Genomic DNA, 13,578 nt, shown 5'->3' with positions numbered 1-13,578 from the left:
GCGACCGGAGCGGGCCGCCCGGCCCGCTCCGGTCGCGGGATCCGCCCCGGCCCGTTCTCCTGAACCCATGGATCGCGAACCGCCCGGGGCATCCGGACCGTGGGACCGGGCCGGCAGGGTGACCCGGCAGGACCGGCGCCTGCTGGCCGGGTACCTGCTGCGTTCCGCCATCGTGGCCGCCCTGCTGACCGCGCTCTACTACGTGGCGCCCCTGGACGGCGGATTCGGCCTGCGCGACATCGCGCTGCTGGCGCTCGGCCTGGCCGTCTTCGGCTTGCTGGTGGTGCGGCAGGTCACGGCCATCACCCGGGCCGAACACCCCCGGTTGCGCGCACTGCAGGCGGTCGCGACGGCCGTGCCGCTCTACCTGCTGCTGTTCTCGACGACGTACTACCTCTACGCGAAGGCGCTACCGCAGTCGTTCTCGGAGCCGCTGAGCCGGACCGACGCGCTGTACTTCACGATGACGGTCTTCGCGACCGTGGGCTTCGGCGACATCGTGCCCCTCACCGGCGACGCCCGAGCCCTGACCACCGGGCAGATGGCCGGGAACCTGATCGTGGTGGGCGTGGTCGCCAAGGCCCTCTTCGGCGCGGCGGAGGCCGGGATGCGGCGCAGGAGGGCCGCCCTTCCTCCCCCCGAAGCCCACCCGCCCGGTGACGGCGATCCGTGACCGGCGGCCGGCCGCACGCGGGGGGACCATCGGGGGTGGGATCGGAAAGGAAGTGAGCCATGCCGGAGCCGGAGCCCCGTCCCGGATCCGAACCGCCCACCGGGCCGCCACCGCCGCCGGGCGGCCCGGCCGGGCGACCGGCCGATCCGGCCGATCCGGACGCCGGTTCGACCCAGCCACAGGAAGCGGACGTACTGCGGCACATCCTCCGCAGCCCCGGATACCTCAAGGCGCTCGTCTTCTGCGGCCTCATCGGCATCCCGGTGTCCCTCGCCGCCTTCTGGTTCCTCGTCGTCCTGCACGAGCTGGAGCACGGGCTCTGGGCCGACCTCCCGCACGCGCTGGGACGGGACGCCCCACCCTGGTGGTGGCCGGTGCCCCTGCTGCTCGTCGGCGGTACGGCCGTCGGGCTGATCGTCGCGCGCCTTCCGGGCCGGGGCGGCCACGACCCGTCCTCCGGCCTGCACACGGGAGGCACCGCCTCGGCCGCGCTGCCCGGCGTGCTGCTGGCCGCCGCGGCCAGTCTGCCGTTCGGTGCCGTGCTGGGTCCGGAGGCACCGCTCATCGCCCTCGGCGGCGGGCTGGCCCTGCTCTTCCGGGACCTCGCCCAGGCACCCGCGACCCCGCGGGGCACCGCGCTGGTCGGCGCCGCCGGAGCCGCCGCCGCCATCGCCGCGATCTTCGGCAACCCGCTCGTCGCCGCGGTCCTGCTGATCGAGGTGGCCGGCGTGGGCGGGCCGCAGCTGTTCGCGGTGATGCTGCCCGCGCTCCTGTCCAGCGGGATCGGGGCCCTGGTCTTCACCGGCCTCGGCCGGTGGACGGGGCTGACGACCGGGGACCTCGGGCTGCACCTGGCCGTCCCGCCGCCCCGGCTGGACGTGCCGGACGTGCTGTGGTCGGTGCTGATCGCCGCCGTCCTCGCCCTGGTCCTGCATCCGGTGATGGCCGGGGCCCGGGCGACCTCGGCGTACGTCGCCGGGCGGCCCGCCGTCCGTACGGTGCTGTGCGCGCTGGGCGCCGCCGCCTGCGCGGCCGGCTACGCGCTGGCCACCGGGCGCTCTCCCGCCGAGGTAGCCCTGTCGGGGCAGGCCGCCCTCGCGGGGCTGGCCGCGGATCCGCACGCGTGGGGCGTCGGGGCCCTGCTGGCGGTCCTGCTGCTGAAGGGCGCCGCGTACACCCTGTCCCTGGGCTCGCTGCGCGGTGGCGCGGTGTTCCCGGCGCTGTTCCTCGGCGCCGCCGCGGGGGTCCTGCTCGCGCCGCTGCCGGGCCTGGGCGTCGTGCCGGCGATGGCCGCGGGCATGGCGGCCGCCACGGCGGCCGCGCTGCGCCTCCCGGTGAGCAGCGTGCTGCTGGTGGTCCTGCTGCTGGGCAGCTCCGCCATGATGCCCGTGGTGATCCTGGCGGCCGTGGTGTCCTTCGTCGTCACCGAACTGCTGCCTCCCGGGCACGGCGCACGACCGCCCCGGGACGCGTCCGTGGCGGAGGCGGCCGGGGGCGGTCCTTCGTGAGGGCCGGCGGGTCAGCCGGTCAGCACTTCAGGCTGGTGGATGCTGCGGCGACCGACTCGTCCAGCTTCTGGACCTGGGGCTGCACCGAGGTGAGGGCGTCCTTGCCGGTCGTGTCGCCCGGCAGGCTCTCGTAGGCCTTCTTCAGGTCGTCCGCGGCGGACTTCACCGCGTCCTGCTCCGAGGACTTCAGCTTCTGCAGGTTGCCCTTGAGGTTCTGCCAGTCCTGCTGGACGGCGTCGTAGGCGTCCTTCACCTGGTCCTTGGTCGCGTTGGCCGGGCTGAGGGCCTTCAGCTTGGCGGTGTCGCCCTTGAGGGACGACAGGTCGGTGCAGGCGTCGGCGGCCGCCTTGGTCGCGTCCTCGGCCGGCGTGCTGTCGTCGGAGCACGCGCTGAGACCGAACACCGCGGCGGCGCAGAGCACGCCGATCACCGGGAAACGATTCATGGGGACCTTCCTCAACGGGGCGGAGCGGGTGGGGAGCGGACGTGCCGAAATGATCGGCATACATACCAAAATATCCCCCATGTGTCACGTACCGCATCCGCGCCGTGACCATTCGGAGTCAGTCCGAGCGCTCGCGCCCGGGTGCGACCGCGCGCAGGGAGTACAGGACGGGCAGGTGGGAGTCCCCGAAGGGCAGCCGGTGGAGGCCGTCCGGACCCTGCGGCAGCAGGCCACGGGGGTCCACTTCGACGGCGGTGTGCTCCCCCAGGTGCCGCAGCACCAGTCCGGCGCCGGCGGCCGCGGTGACGATCTCGCCGAGCGAGTGCGGGTACTGGAGGGTGTCGAGGGCGGGCAGCGGCAGTCCGGGCTCGGCGTACGTGCCCGTCGTGGTCTCGCGGTGCGGCGCGCCGCCCCCGTACGGCCAGTCGGCCACGAAGGGGTCGAGGGTGGCGACGGTCTGGTACGCCGGGTGCAGGTCCACCAGGACCAGGCTGCCCCCGGGCCTCAGGGCCCTCGCCGCGCCGTGCATCCAGGCGTCCACGTCGGCGATCCAGCACAGTACGCCGTAGGTCGCGACGACGAGGTCGAAACCTCCCGCCAGCCGGTCGGGCAGCCGCTGGGCGTCGGCCTCGACGAAGGCGGCGTCGAGGCCGGCCCTGGCCGCCAGCAGGCGCGCCCGTTCCACGGCCACGGCGGAGAAGTCGACGCCGGTGACGCGGGCGCCGAGACGGGCCCAGTTCAACGTGTCCATGCCGAAGTGGCACTGGAGGTGCAGGAGGTCCCTCCCGCCGACGTCGCCGGCCAGCTCGCGTTCGAGCGCGTGCAGCGTCTGCCGGCCCGCGAGGAAGGACGCGACGTCGTAGAAGCGGTCGGTGGGCGTCGACCCGTGGACCCGGGCGCGCACGTCCCACAGCGCGCGGTTGAGTTCGATTCCCTCGGCCCGGTCGGGCCCGGTCTCGTATGGCATGCGCCGAGAATCGCACACGGGCGGGGGCTCGTTGCGGCCGTCCCGTCAGGGCGCGGGGGTCGGGCGGCGCTTCGCGCGGGCGATGACCAGCGCGACGTCGTCGTGGTCGCCCGGGCGGCGCAGCGACTTCAGCAGCAGGTCGCAGGTCTCCTCCAGCGGGAGGTCCGTGTCGGTGAGCAGGTCCAGCATCAGCCCGAGCCGCTGGTCGATCGGCTGGTCGCGCGTTTCGACGAGTCCGTCGGTGTAGAGCACGAGCTGGTCCTGGGCGCGCATGCTCACGGTGGTCGCCTCGAAGGGGATGCCGCCCACGCCCAGGGGTGCGCCGGTGGGCAGTTCGAGCAGCCGGGGCCGCTCGCCGGGGCGGATGAACACCGGGGGGAGGTGGCCGGCGACGGAGATGCGGCACTCGGCGCGGTACGGGTCGTAGACGGCGTACACGCAGGTGGCGATGGTCTCCTCCAGCGCGGCGGTGGTCCGGTCGAGCTGCCGCAGCACCTGGGTGGGGTCCAGCCCCAGCTCGGCGAGGGTGCGGGTGACGGTGCGCAGTTGGCCCATGCTGGCGGCGGCGTTGATGCCGCTGCCCATCACGTCGCCGACGACGAGCGCGGTGGTGCCGCCGGGCTGCGGGATGGCGTCGAACCAGTCGCCGCCGATCTCGCTGGTGGCCGCGGCGGGCTGGTAGCGGTAGGCGACCTCCAGGCCCGCGGTCTGCGGCGGGTGGTGCGGGAGCAGGTGGCGCTGGAGGGCCAGCGCGGTGTGGTGGGCGTTGCGGTACCAGCGGGCGTTGTCGATGCACACGGCGGCCCGGGCGGCGAGCTCGCCGGCCAGCACGATGTCGTCGTCGTCGAAGGGCAGCGGGTTGCGGGTGCGCTTGAGGTCGAGGGCGCCGAGGACCTCGCCGCGGGCGATGAGCGGTACGGCCAGGTAGGAGCGCAGTCCGGCGCGGGCCAGCAGCGCGGCGGCGTCGTCGTCGCGGGCGATGCGGGAGATGTCGCGGGCGTGGACGTGGGCGACGAGGACGGGGTGGCCGGTGGTGACGGACCGGGTGACGAGCCGGTCCGCGGCGTACCGCGCGATGTCGCCGGGAGGGTCGGCGGCGCGCACCGCCTCGCTGGGGTAGGCGGCCGCGACGGCCAGGGCGCGGAACACGGCGGGCTCGTGGGCGGAGGAGGTCGGGCTGGGGCGGCCGTCGAGGACGGAGTCGAGGATGTCGACCGCGGCGATGTCGGCGAGCTCGGGCACCACGACGTCGGCGAGTTCGCGGGCGGTCTGGTCGAGGTCGAGGGTGGTGCCGATGCGGACGGTGGCGTCGGCTATCTGGGCGAGCCGGCGGCGGCTGCGGGCGATCTCCTTGGCCGCCAGGTGGCTCTGGGTGACGTCGACGATCGAGGTGGCGAGGCCGAGGACCCGCCCGCCCGTGTCCTCCAGCCGGTAGTACGACACGGACCAGGCGTGCTCGTGGTGCCGGTCCCCGTGGGTGCTGCCCGCCGTGAACTGCTCGACCAGGGGCGTGCCGGTGGCCAGGACCTGGCGCATGGCCGACTCGACGGCTCCGGCGTCGTCGAGGAAGGAGAGGGCGTCGCCGACGTGGCGGCCGATGTGCTGGGCGGCGGGGAGGCCGTTGATCCGCTCCAGCATGGGGTTGACCAGGACGTAGCGCAGGTCGGTGTCCAGGACGGCGAGGCCGATGGGCGACTGGGCGACCAGCCGGGCGCAGAGGGCGAGGTCGCGCTCCAGGTGCCGGAGCCGGGCGCGGTCGGTGGCGATCCCGAGGGCGTAGAGGTCGCCGTGCTCGTCCAGGAGCCGCATGTTGCGGAACTCCACCAGGTGGTTGGTGCCGTCCTTGTGCAGCACCGGGAAGGCGCCCGCCCAGTCCCCCGCGCCGCCCATGACCCGGGCGAAGAGCTCCAGGACCAGGTCCAGGTGCTCGGGGGCGGCGAGCAGCCGGGCGGCGGGGCGGCCGAGGGCCTCGCCCGCCGTCCAGCCGAAGAGCTGTTCGGCCTGGGGGCTCCACAACGCGATCCGTCCCTGCGCGTCCAGGACGATCGCGGCCACGTTCAGTACGTCGAGCAGCCCGCTCGGCGGCGAGACCCGGATGCCCGCCGCCCCCGCGTCCTCGTCGGTACGGGCGGCGGCTCCGGGAGCGTCGGGGGCGGGCCGGGTGGTGTCGGCGTCCGCGACGGCCCCGCTTCCGCCGGCCTCGAAGGCGTCGGTGTCAGCCATCACGGGATCTCCCTTCCGGCCGCCGCTCCGGGGCCGGCCGGCCCGGCCCGGTGCGGGCCGCGACGAGCGGCCGTTCCCATCGTCCCCCGGAACGGGCCGCACAGCCGTGCGGGCGGTGCGCAGAGCCCCGGAAGGCGCCAGCGGAAACCGCTTCGACCAGCGAAGACTCCGGCGGTTTGCGCCGGGGCCGGGACGGTACGACCGACCGGCCGGTCAGCCCGTCGGGCGCGCCCTCCCGGACACGGACCGCACCGGCGCCGTCACGCCCAGTCTGCGGGTCCGCCGCCGATCCAGGTGATGCGGGAGTCCTCGCGGTCGATGAGCTCGGCGCCGTCCTCCAGGCCGATGCGGCGGAGGAACTCGACCACGTCGCCGACCCCGGTGGCCACGCCGAGGCGCTCGTCGACGCCGTGCGCGTGCGCGGTGACGGGCCGGCCGCCCTTGGACAGCGGCGGGTGGACGGTGACGTGCGTGCGGTCGGGCATGCAGCCAGGCTGCCGCGACCTCGTCGCGGACGCATCCCGGCGCATCCGGACGGCGCAGGCCCCCGGGCCACGCGCCCGCGCGTCCGACGGGGGCCACCGGGCGGCGGGGCACGGCAGGGGCCCTATGGTGGGCGGGTCGCGCAATGCTCCGGACCCGCCGGATGCCGACGGCCGGCCAGGCCGGCGGGACGGTCAGGAGACAGCGTGATGATGACGGAGACGGCCACGGCGCCGGCCGGGGGCCTGCCGGAAGCGGTGTTCGATCCGGAGCGGCTGGCGGCGGTCGCCGCGAGCGGGCTGCTCGACACCCCGGCGGAGGGCACCTTCGACGACCTCGCGGAGCTGGCGCTCGCGATCACCGGTGCGCAGAAGGCGTTCTTCACGGTCGCGGACGGCCGGCGCTCGTTCTGGAAGGCGGCGATCGGCCTCGACGCGGGGGCGGTGCGGGAGAACGACATACGGGACAGTCCGTGCCACATCCTGATCGGCACCGGGCTGCCGCTGATCGCCGAGGACGCCGTGAACGACCCCCGGATCCGGGACCTGGCCGCCGTCGGCGCCCTGGGCATCGGGGCGTGGGCCGGCTATCCGGTGGTCTCGCCCGAGGGCCACGTGCTGGGCGGGTTCTGCGTGGTCGACCAGGACGCCCGCCCCTTCACGCCCGGGCAGACCCGGGCACTGCAGACGCTGGCCCGTTCGGTGTCCTCGGAGATCGCCCTGCGCCAGGCCCTGCGCCAGGCCCGCGCGGCCGGCGACGCCTCCGCCGCGCTGGCCCGTACGTTGCAGGACAGCCTGCTCCCGCCCCGGCTCGCCGAGGCCCCCGGGATGGACGCGGCGGCCGCGCACCTGGCCGCCGACGCGACCGGCGAGGCGGGCTCGAACGTGGTGGGGGACTTCTACGACCTGTTCCACACCCGCGGCAAGAACTGGGCGGCGGTGATGGGCGACGTGTGCGGCAAGGGCGTCGACGCGGCCAAGGTGACCGCCCTGGCCCGCTACACCGTGCGCGCCGAGGCCGGCCAGCACACCCACCCCAGCGTCGTCCTGCACCGCCTGCACCAAGCCCTGGCCGCCCAGAGGGTCAGCGACCGGTACCTGACCGCGGCCCTGGCCTCCTTCCGCCCGGCCGCCGACGGCGTCGGGGTCGTCGGCCGCTACGCGAGCGCCGGCCACCCGCCCGCCCTGATCCGGCGCGCCGACGGCTCCGTGGAGGAGCTGGACGCACCGGGGACGCTCCTGCACCCCGACCTGCCGCCGGCCCAGGACGCGCTGAAGGACACGACCTTCCGCCTGTTCCCCGGGGACGCCCTGCTGCTGTACACGGACGGCATCACGGAGGCCCGCGACCGTGAGCGGGGCCCGCTCTTCGGCGACGCGCGACTGGCCCGGACCCTGGCGGCCACCCGCGGCTGGGACGCGGCGCGCACGGTGGACCACCTGCGGCGGGCGGTCCGGGAGCACTCCGGGGGCCACGCCGTGGACGACACCGCCCTGATGCTGCTCAGGGTCGCCGGCGGCCCGGCCTGACGGCACGCGCGGTCACGGACGCGCGAAGGGGCCCGCACTCGGCGAGTGCGGGCCCCTTCGCGCGGACGGGTCAGGCCGGGCGGCCGCCGAAGGGGGCGCCGGTGCCGTAGTAGGTGCCCAGCTCCTCGCGGTAGCCGGCGTCACCGAGGTGCTTGTTCTGGTGGAACTCGGGCGCGTCCTTGATCTCGTCCTTGGTGCGGTCGACGTAGACCTTCCGCTCGGCCGGGTCGACCAGGGTCACGGTGCTCGCCGGGAGCAGGACCTCCTTGCCGAAGATCCAGACCCCGGTGTCCACGACCAGGTAGGCGTCACCGACCTCGTCGGAGTGCTTGTCCACCTTGCCGATGCCGCCGTCGGTCGCCTCGACCTTGTAGCCGGTCAGATCGGTACCGGCCAGGTGGCCGGCGGTCGACTTGTAGCTCCACACATGCTCAGTCACGCGAAAACAACTCCTCCGGTGGGCAGAGGGCGGCGCGGGATTCCGTCCCGCCCTCCTGTTCCGTACGTCGTGCCGGGCGGTGTTCGTGTGCCGCCCGGACTCCGCCTGCCCTGCCGCCGGCGCTTCATTCCCCCCGGTCCGGGCGGCTGCCGCGCCCGGTCCGGGCGCCGGCGGGGTGCATGAATCGCGCGGGTTGAAGCAAGTGCGGGGGATGGAATGCGTGGTGTACGGAGACGGGCCCGGACGGCCGGAGACGGTGGAGTGCGACCTGGAGGACGCGGCCTGCCAGTCGGTGCTCAAGCGGCTCCGGGGCCTGGGCGAGGGCGAGTTCGGCTGGGTGCGCCTGGTCGACCCCTCGGAGGACGAGCTGGTGCAGCTGGCCGACGAACTGGGCCTGCACCCGCTCGCGGTGGAGGACGCTGTCCAGGCGCGGCAGCGCCCGAAGTCCGAACGGTTCGGGGACGTGTTGGCGGTCGCGCTGAAGACGCTCTGGTACGTGGAGGAGGAAGCGGCCGTCGAGACCGGCGAGATGATGCTCTTCGTCGGGCCCCGGTACGTGCTCACCGTCCGGCACGGGACGGTCGACCCCTGCGCGGAGGCCGCGCGCCGGCTCGACGCCGACCCGGACATGCTGCGCTTCGGCCCCTGGTCGGTCCTGCACGCCGTGCTCGACGTGGTCGTCGACGCGTACAGCGACGCCGCCGCGATGGTCAGGGCCGCGCTCACCCGGCTGGAGGACCTCGTCTTCTCGTCGGACCGGGTGGACGTCACCGAACGCATCTACTCGCTCAAGCGGGAGGTGCGCGAGTTCCGCGACGCGGTGCAGCCGCTCGCCCCGGTGGCCCAGGGGCTGCTGGGCGGTCCCGTGACGGACTCGCCCGGGCTCCTGCCGTACTTCCGCGACGTGACGGACCACCTGCACCGCACGGACATCGAGGTGCGGACCCTGGACGAGCTGCTGAACGCGGTGCTCGACGCCCAGCAGGCCCGGGTGGGCACCTGGCAGAACGACGACATGCGCCGCATCTCGGCCTGGGCCGCGATCTTCGCCATCCCCACCATGGTCGCGGGCGTCTACGGCATGAACTTCGAGCACATGCCCGAGCTGGGCTGGAGCTACGGCTACCCCTTCGCCGTCGGCCTGATGCTGGCCGCCTCGGGCGCCCTGTACCGCGCCTTCCGACGCAACGGCTGGCTGTAGCGCGGCGCGCTCCCCTCCCCCGGCGCGGGCGGACGCTGCCCGCGCCGTCCCGCTCCGCTGCCCGCACGCACCTGGCTGCGGCGGCCATCCTCCGCGTATACAGGACGGGTTGCCGCGGCCTTCCCACCCGGATTTCGTCAACTATAGTTACGCAGCACGGGCGTCAACTATAGTTACGGCCGAAGAGAGGGAGCAGCGCGCGTGACGGATTCAGCAGACCGGACCGACGGACCGGACGCACCCCGGCCGGCGCCGTCCCCGGTTCCGGTCCCCGGACCCGGTGCTCCCTTCAGTGACCGCCTCAACTTCCTCTTCGACCGGGTGCGTCCGCCGGGCGCGGAGGAGTACTCCAACGCTCACGTGGCCCGCACCATCTCCTCGTACGGAGGGGACAGCTACACGCGCTCCCACATCAGCTACCTCCGCGCCGGCAAGCGGACCCCGACCATCACCATGGTGCCGCTGCTCGCCCGGTTCTTCGGCGTCGAGGCCGCGTACTTCATCGAGGACGAGGTCACGCGCAAGATCGCGACCCAGTTCGAGATCCTGCGCAAGCTGAAGGAGAACGGGGTCGAGCAGATCGCCCTGCGGGCGATGGGGGTGTCCGCGGCCGGCCAGCGCAAGGTGCTGGCCGCGCTCGAAGCCGTCCGCAGAGAGGAAGGCCTGTCCGACGAGCCCGAGAGGGACGGGCCGTGACCGGAGTCCGGCGTCCCGCCGACGAGAGGAAGCTCCATGTGGCTCAGCCGTCGTAGCCGCGGCAGCGACCGCGAGGCCGACGAGGTCGAGCGCCGGAACCGCGAGTTCGTGGAAGGGCTCGACCTGCCCGGGGTCGACAGCGTCCTGGACCTGGTGCCGTTCATGGAGGAACGTTTCGACCGCACCATCCGGCTCATGCCGTTCGCCTCGGACCCGTCCGATCCCGACTCGCTCGACGCGTCCGCCCCCTGCGGGCTGTGGCTCGCCACCGGCGACACGGACTACGTCTTCTACGACACCGCCATCAGCCGCGCGCACGCCGAGATCATCGTCGGCCACGAGTTCGGCCACATGCTCAAGCGGCACCGCGGCAGCACCCCGCAGACCACCGGCGACCTGGGCGGCCTCATCACCGACATCGATCCCGCGACGGTGCAACTCGTCCTCGGCCGGACCCGGTACAACGAGCCCGAGGAGTTCGAGGCCGAACTCGTCGGCTCGCTCCTCCAGGAACACCTGGGCGCGTCGCGCGCCCAGGTGTCCGCGGAGGCCGACCCCATCACCCGCACCCTGCTGCGCTGACCGGATAGGGACCCGTGAAAGACATCCTTCACCCCCTGTGCCTGGCCATCGCCGGCACCGGCTTCCTCGTCCTGGTCCGCGACCTCGGGCGCAGCCGCCGCGATCCCGCGCTGGTCGCCCTCGCCTTCACATACGGCTTCTCCGCGCTCAGCTACGCCGTCTCCCTGACCTGGGTGTGGGTGCGCGTGGACGGCGTGCTCGGCGTGCCCAACATCGTCGTGCCGATCGCCCAGGGCTGCGTGATCGTGGTCTTCGCCCTGCAGGCCACCGTCCTCGCGCACTGGTCGAAGCCGCCGGCCGAGGCGCGCCGGCGCAGCCGGCACCTGCTGGTCGCGGCCGCCGTGGTCATCGCCGCGATGGCACTGCTCTTCGCCCTGCTGACCCCGGCCACGACCAGACCGACCGACTTCTCGCTGTACTACGCCCACGACCCGGTCTTCCAGGCGTACGTACTGCTGTACTTCGGCACGTACACCGTCGCCGAGGTCTACCTGGCCCGGTCCTGCTGGAAGTACGCCCGCACCGCCAGCAACCGGTCCATCGCCTTCAGCCTGCGCCTGGTCACCGTCGGCGCCGTCATCACCCTCGGCTACAGCGGCATCCGGATCGGCGCCGTCGTCGGAGCCGAGGTCGGCTTCGGCGTCGACCACCTCAACGGCTTCGCCTGGGCCTGCGGCGACATCGGCGCCACCCTCACCCAGATCGGCTACCTCATCCCGACCGTCGCCCGGCGGGCGGCGAGCGGCCGCGACTGGGCCGCCGCGCACCTGGCCCTGCGGCGCCTCGGTCCGCTGTGGTTCGCGCTCGACCGGGCCGACCCCGGCATCACGCTGCGCCGACCGGCCCGCCAGCTCCCCGACGTCCTGCGGGGCCGCAGCGCCCACTTCCCGCTGTTGCGCCGCCGCGTCGAGATCCGCCAGGGCCAGAAGCTCATGCGCCGCTACCTCGACCCCGTCGCCCGAGAGCGCGCCGAGGCGGCCCGCCGGGCCGAAGGGCTCACCGGCGCCGAACTGGCCGCGGCCGTCACCGCCGACCAGCTCCGGGCCGCCCTCGCCCGCCACACCGCGGACGAGCCCGTCGACGCGCCCGCCGAGTACGCCGACGCCGACCTGTCCCTCGCCACCACCGACGACGAGCTGGTCCACCTCCAGCGCGTCGCCTCCTACTTCACCCCGCCCGTGCCCACGCCCGAGAGCCGCGACGCCTCCGACTCCCTCGGCGCCACCTCAGGAGCCCGCTCGTGATCCTCCGCCGCACCCTGCTCGTCGCCTGTACCGCCGTCGCCGCGGCCGCCGCCATGGCCGCCACACCCGCGGCGGCCCACTCGCGGGCCGGCGGCCGGGGCGCGCGCGCCGACCTGCACCTGGCGCCGGCCCGCGAGCAGCTCGCCGCCCTGCGCCGCCGTACGATCACCAGCCGCGAGCTGCTGGAGCAGTACCTGCTGCACATCGCCAAGGCCAACCCCGCCCTCAACGCCGTCGTCACCCTCGACGCGGCCGGCGCCCGCGCGGCCGCCGACGCCGCGGACCGCCACCTCGCCGCCACCGGCAAGCCGCTGGGCGCGCTCCACGGCCTGCCCCTCACCGTGAAGGACGCCCTGGAGACGAAGGGGCTGCGCACCACCTGCGGCTCCCCCGACCTCACGGCGCACGTGCCCGAACGGGACGCGGACGCGGTGGCGCGGCTGCGCGCCGCCGGAGCCGTCATCGTCGGCAAGACGAACGTCCCGGTCATGTGCCAGGACCTCCAGACCTCGAACCCGCTCTTCGGCACGACGAAGAACCCGTACGACGCCACCCGGACCGCGGGCGGTTCCTCGGGCGGCCCGGCCGCCGCCGTCGCCGCGGGGCTCACCAGTCTCGACGTCGGCTCCGACCTCGCGGGCTCGCTGCGCCTCCCCGCCGCCTACTGCGGGGTGTACGCCCTGCGGCCCAGCGGCGGGATCGTCCCGACCCGCGGACACATCCCCCGGCCGCCCGGCTGGCTCACCAGCTCCGACATGCTCACGCTGGGCCCCCTCGCCCGTACCGCCGACGACCTCGGCCTGCTCCTCGACGTCCTGGCCGCGCCGGCCCCGGCGGACGCCGCCGCCTGGCGCGTCGAGCTGCCCGCACCGCGCCGCAAGCGGCTGGCCGACTTCCGGGTCGGCGTCTGGCGCGACGACCCCTACTGCCACGTCGACGGGGACACCCGGCGGGTGCTGGACGAGGTCGTCCGGCTGCTGCGGTCCGCCGGAGCGGGCGTGGACGAGACCGCCCGGCCCGTGGACCTGGCCGGCAGCGACCGGCTGTTCCAGCGCCTCATGTACGCCACGGCCAGCGCCACGGCCACGGACGCGGGATTCGCCGAGGACGTCGCGGCGGCCGAGAAGGTCCCGGCGGATGCCCCGGGCGGCCTCTTCCTGCACGCGCGGACCATGCGGCACCGGGACTGGCTGCGCGCGAACGAGGAGCGCGAGGAGCTGCGCGGCCGCTGGGCCGCCTACTTCGCCACCCATGACGTCCTCGTCACGCCGGCCACCCCGACGGCGGCCGTCGCGGACCAGACCGCGGTCCCGGTGCCCGAGCGGTACATCACGGTGGACGGCGAGCGGCGCCCGTACTTCGACCAGACGGCGTGGCTGAACCTGGCCGGTCACGTCCGGCTCCCCGCCGTCGTCATGCCGGCCGGCAGGACCGCCGGGGGCCTGCCGCTGGCCGTCCAGATCATCGGCCCGTACCTGGACGACCGCACGGTCGTCGCCGTGGCCGAACACCTCGCACAACGGCTCCCCGAGCCCGTGCGACCGCCCGCGTCCGCCGAGTGAGCGGGCGCCCGTGAACCGGGCCCGTT

13 protein-coding genes are annotated in these 13,578 nt (G+C 74.5%); 8 read left to right on the top strand and 5 right to left on the bottom strand.

Annotated elements, in window-relative coordinates:
- The first annotated feature begins 67 nt into the window (after nucleotides 1-67).
- Nucleotides 68-673 (top strand): potassium channel family protein, encoded by a 606-nt coding sequence (locus CP968_RS32440; RefSeq protein ID WP_150521373.1) that lies wholly within the window; start codon nucleotides 68-70, stop codon nucleotides 671-673.
- Between the two features lie 59 nt (nucleotides 674-732).
- A complete protein-coding gene (locus tag CP968_RS32435) occupies nucleotides 733-2,181 on the top strand; it encodes a chloride channel protein (RefSeq protein ID WP_150521372.1) in 1,449 nt (482 codons plus the stop codon).
- Nucleotides 2,182-2,200: 19 nt separating this feature from the next.
- On the opposite strand, the gene CP968_RS32430 is transcribed toward CP968_RS32435, so the two are convergent.
- From CP968_RS32430 to CP968_RS32415, 4 genes are all read right to left on the bottom strand, one after another.
- Nucleotides 2,201-2,626 (bottom strand): hypothetical protein, encoded by a 426-nt coding sequence (locus CP968_RS32430; protein ID WP_229886443.1) that lies wholly within the window; start codon nucleotides 2,624-2,626, stop codon nucleotides 2,201-2,203.
- 118 nt (nucleotides 2,627-2,744) lie between these two features.
- Nucleotides 2,745-3,593 carry a class I SAM-dependent methyltransferase gene (locus CP968_RS32425; RefSeq protein ID WP_150521370.1) on the bottom strand — a complete coding sequence of 283 codons (849 nt, stop codon included), beginning with the start codon at nucleotides 3,591-3,593 and terminating at the stop codon, nucleotides 2,745-2,747.
- A gap of 45 nt (nucleotides 3,594-3,638) precedes the next feature.
- Entirely contained in the window at nucleotides 3,639-5,816 is a 2,178-nt protein-coding gene (locus tag CP968_RS32420; RefSeq protein ID WP_150521369.1) for a SpoIIE family protein phosphatase, read from the bottom strand.
- Between the two features lie 260 nt (nucleotides 5,817-6,076).
- The gene (locus tag CP968_RS32415) at nucleotides 6,077-6,301 is read right to left on the bottom strand and encodes a hypothetical protein (protein WP_150521368.1); all 225 of its coding nucleotides are present in this window, start codon (nucleotides 6,299-6,301) and stop codon (nucleotides 6,077-6,079) included.
- A 207-nt stretch (nucleotides 6,302-6,508) separates the two neighbouring features.
- On the opposite strand from CP968_RS32415, the gene CP968_RS32410 reads away from it, so the two are divergent.
- Nucleotides 6,509-7,828, top strand: coding sequence for a PP2C family protein-serine/threonine phosphatase (locus tag CP968_RS32410; RefSeq protein ID WP_229886441.1), 1,320 nt, complete (start codon nucleotides 6,509-6,511; stop codon nucleotides 7,826-7,828).
- Between the two features lie 70 nt (nucleotides 7,829-7,898).
- Here CP968_RS32410 and CP968_RS32405 read toward each other — a convergent pair whose 3' ends face one another.
- Nucleotides 7,899-8,267 carry a PRC-barrel domain-containing protein gene (locus CP968_RS32405; RefSeq protein ID WP_150521367.1) on the bottom strand — a complete coding sequence of 123 codons (369 nt, stop codon included), beginning with the start codon at nucleotides 8,265-8,267 and terminating at the stop codon, nucleotides 7,899-7,901.
- Between the two features lie 211 nt (nucleotides 8,268-8,478).
- Between CP968_RS32405 and CP968_RS32400 the strand changes: the two genes are divergently transcribed.
- The 5 genes from CP968_RS32400 (at nucleotide 8,479) to CP968_RS32380 (ending at nucleotide 13,552) form a co-directional block, all read left to right on the top strand.
- Nucleotides 8,479-9,468, top strand: coding sequence for a magnesium and cobalt transport protein CorA (locus CP968_RS32400; RefSeq protein WP_167536896.1), 990 nt, complete (start codon nucleotides 8,479-8,481; stop codon nucleotides 9,466-9,468).
- A 201-nt stretch (nucleotides 9,469-9,669) separates the two neighbouring features.
- Nucleotides 9,670-10,164 (top strand): helix-turn-helix domain-containing protein, encoded by a 495-nt coding sequence (locus CP968_RS32395; RefSeq protein ID WP_189828921.1) that lies wholly within the window; start codon nucleotides 9,670-9,672, stop codon nucleotides 10,162-10,164.
- 36 nt (nucleotides 10,165-10,200) lie between these two features.
- Nucleotides 10,201-10,746: a hypothetical protein gene (locus CP968_RS32390; protein ID WP_229886439.1), complete on the top strand. Its 546-nt coding sequence runs from the start codon at nucleotides 10,201-10,203 to the stop codon at nucleotides 10,744-10,746.
- A gap of 14 nt (nucleotides 10,747-10,760) precedes the next feature.
- Nucleotides 10,761-11,990 carry an MAB_1171c family putative transporter gene (locus CP968_RS32385; protein ID WP_150521365.1) on the top strand — a complete coding sequence of 410 codons (1,230 nt, stop codon included), beginning with the start codon at nucleotides 10,761-10,763 and terminating at the stop codon, nucleotides 11,988-11,990.
- On the top strand, nucleotides 11,987-13,552 hold the full coding sequence (locus tag CP968_RS32380; protein WP_150521364.1) for an amidase: 1,566 nt from the start codon (nucleotides 11,987-11,989) through the stop codon (nucleotides 13,550-13,552). Before CP968_RS32385 ends, CP968_RS32380 begins: the two co-directional genes overlap by 4 nt.
- Nucleotides 13,553-13,578: the final 26 nt, after the last annotated feature.

Source organism: Streptomyces subrutilus, assembly GCF_008704535.1.
Lineage (GTDB): Bacteria > Actinomycetota > Actinomycetes > Streptomycetales > Streptomycetaceae > Streptomyces > Streptomyces subrutilus.
Note: the sequence above shows the minus strand (reverse complement) of the source record. Positions and strands in the feature narration are given on the sequence as shown.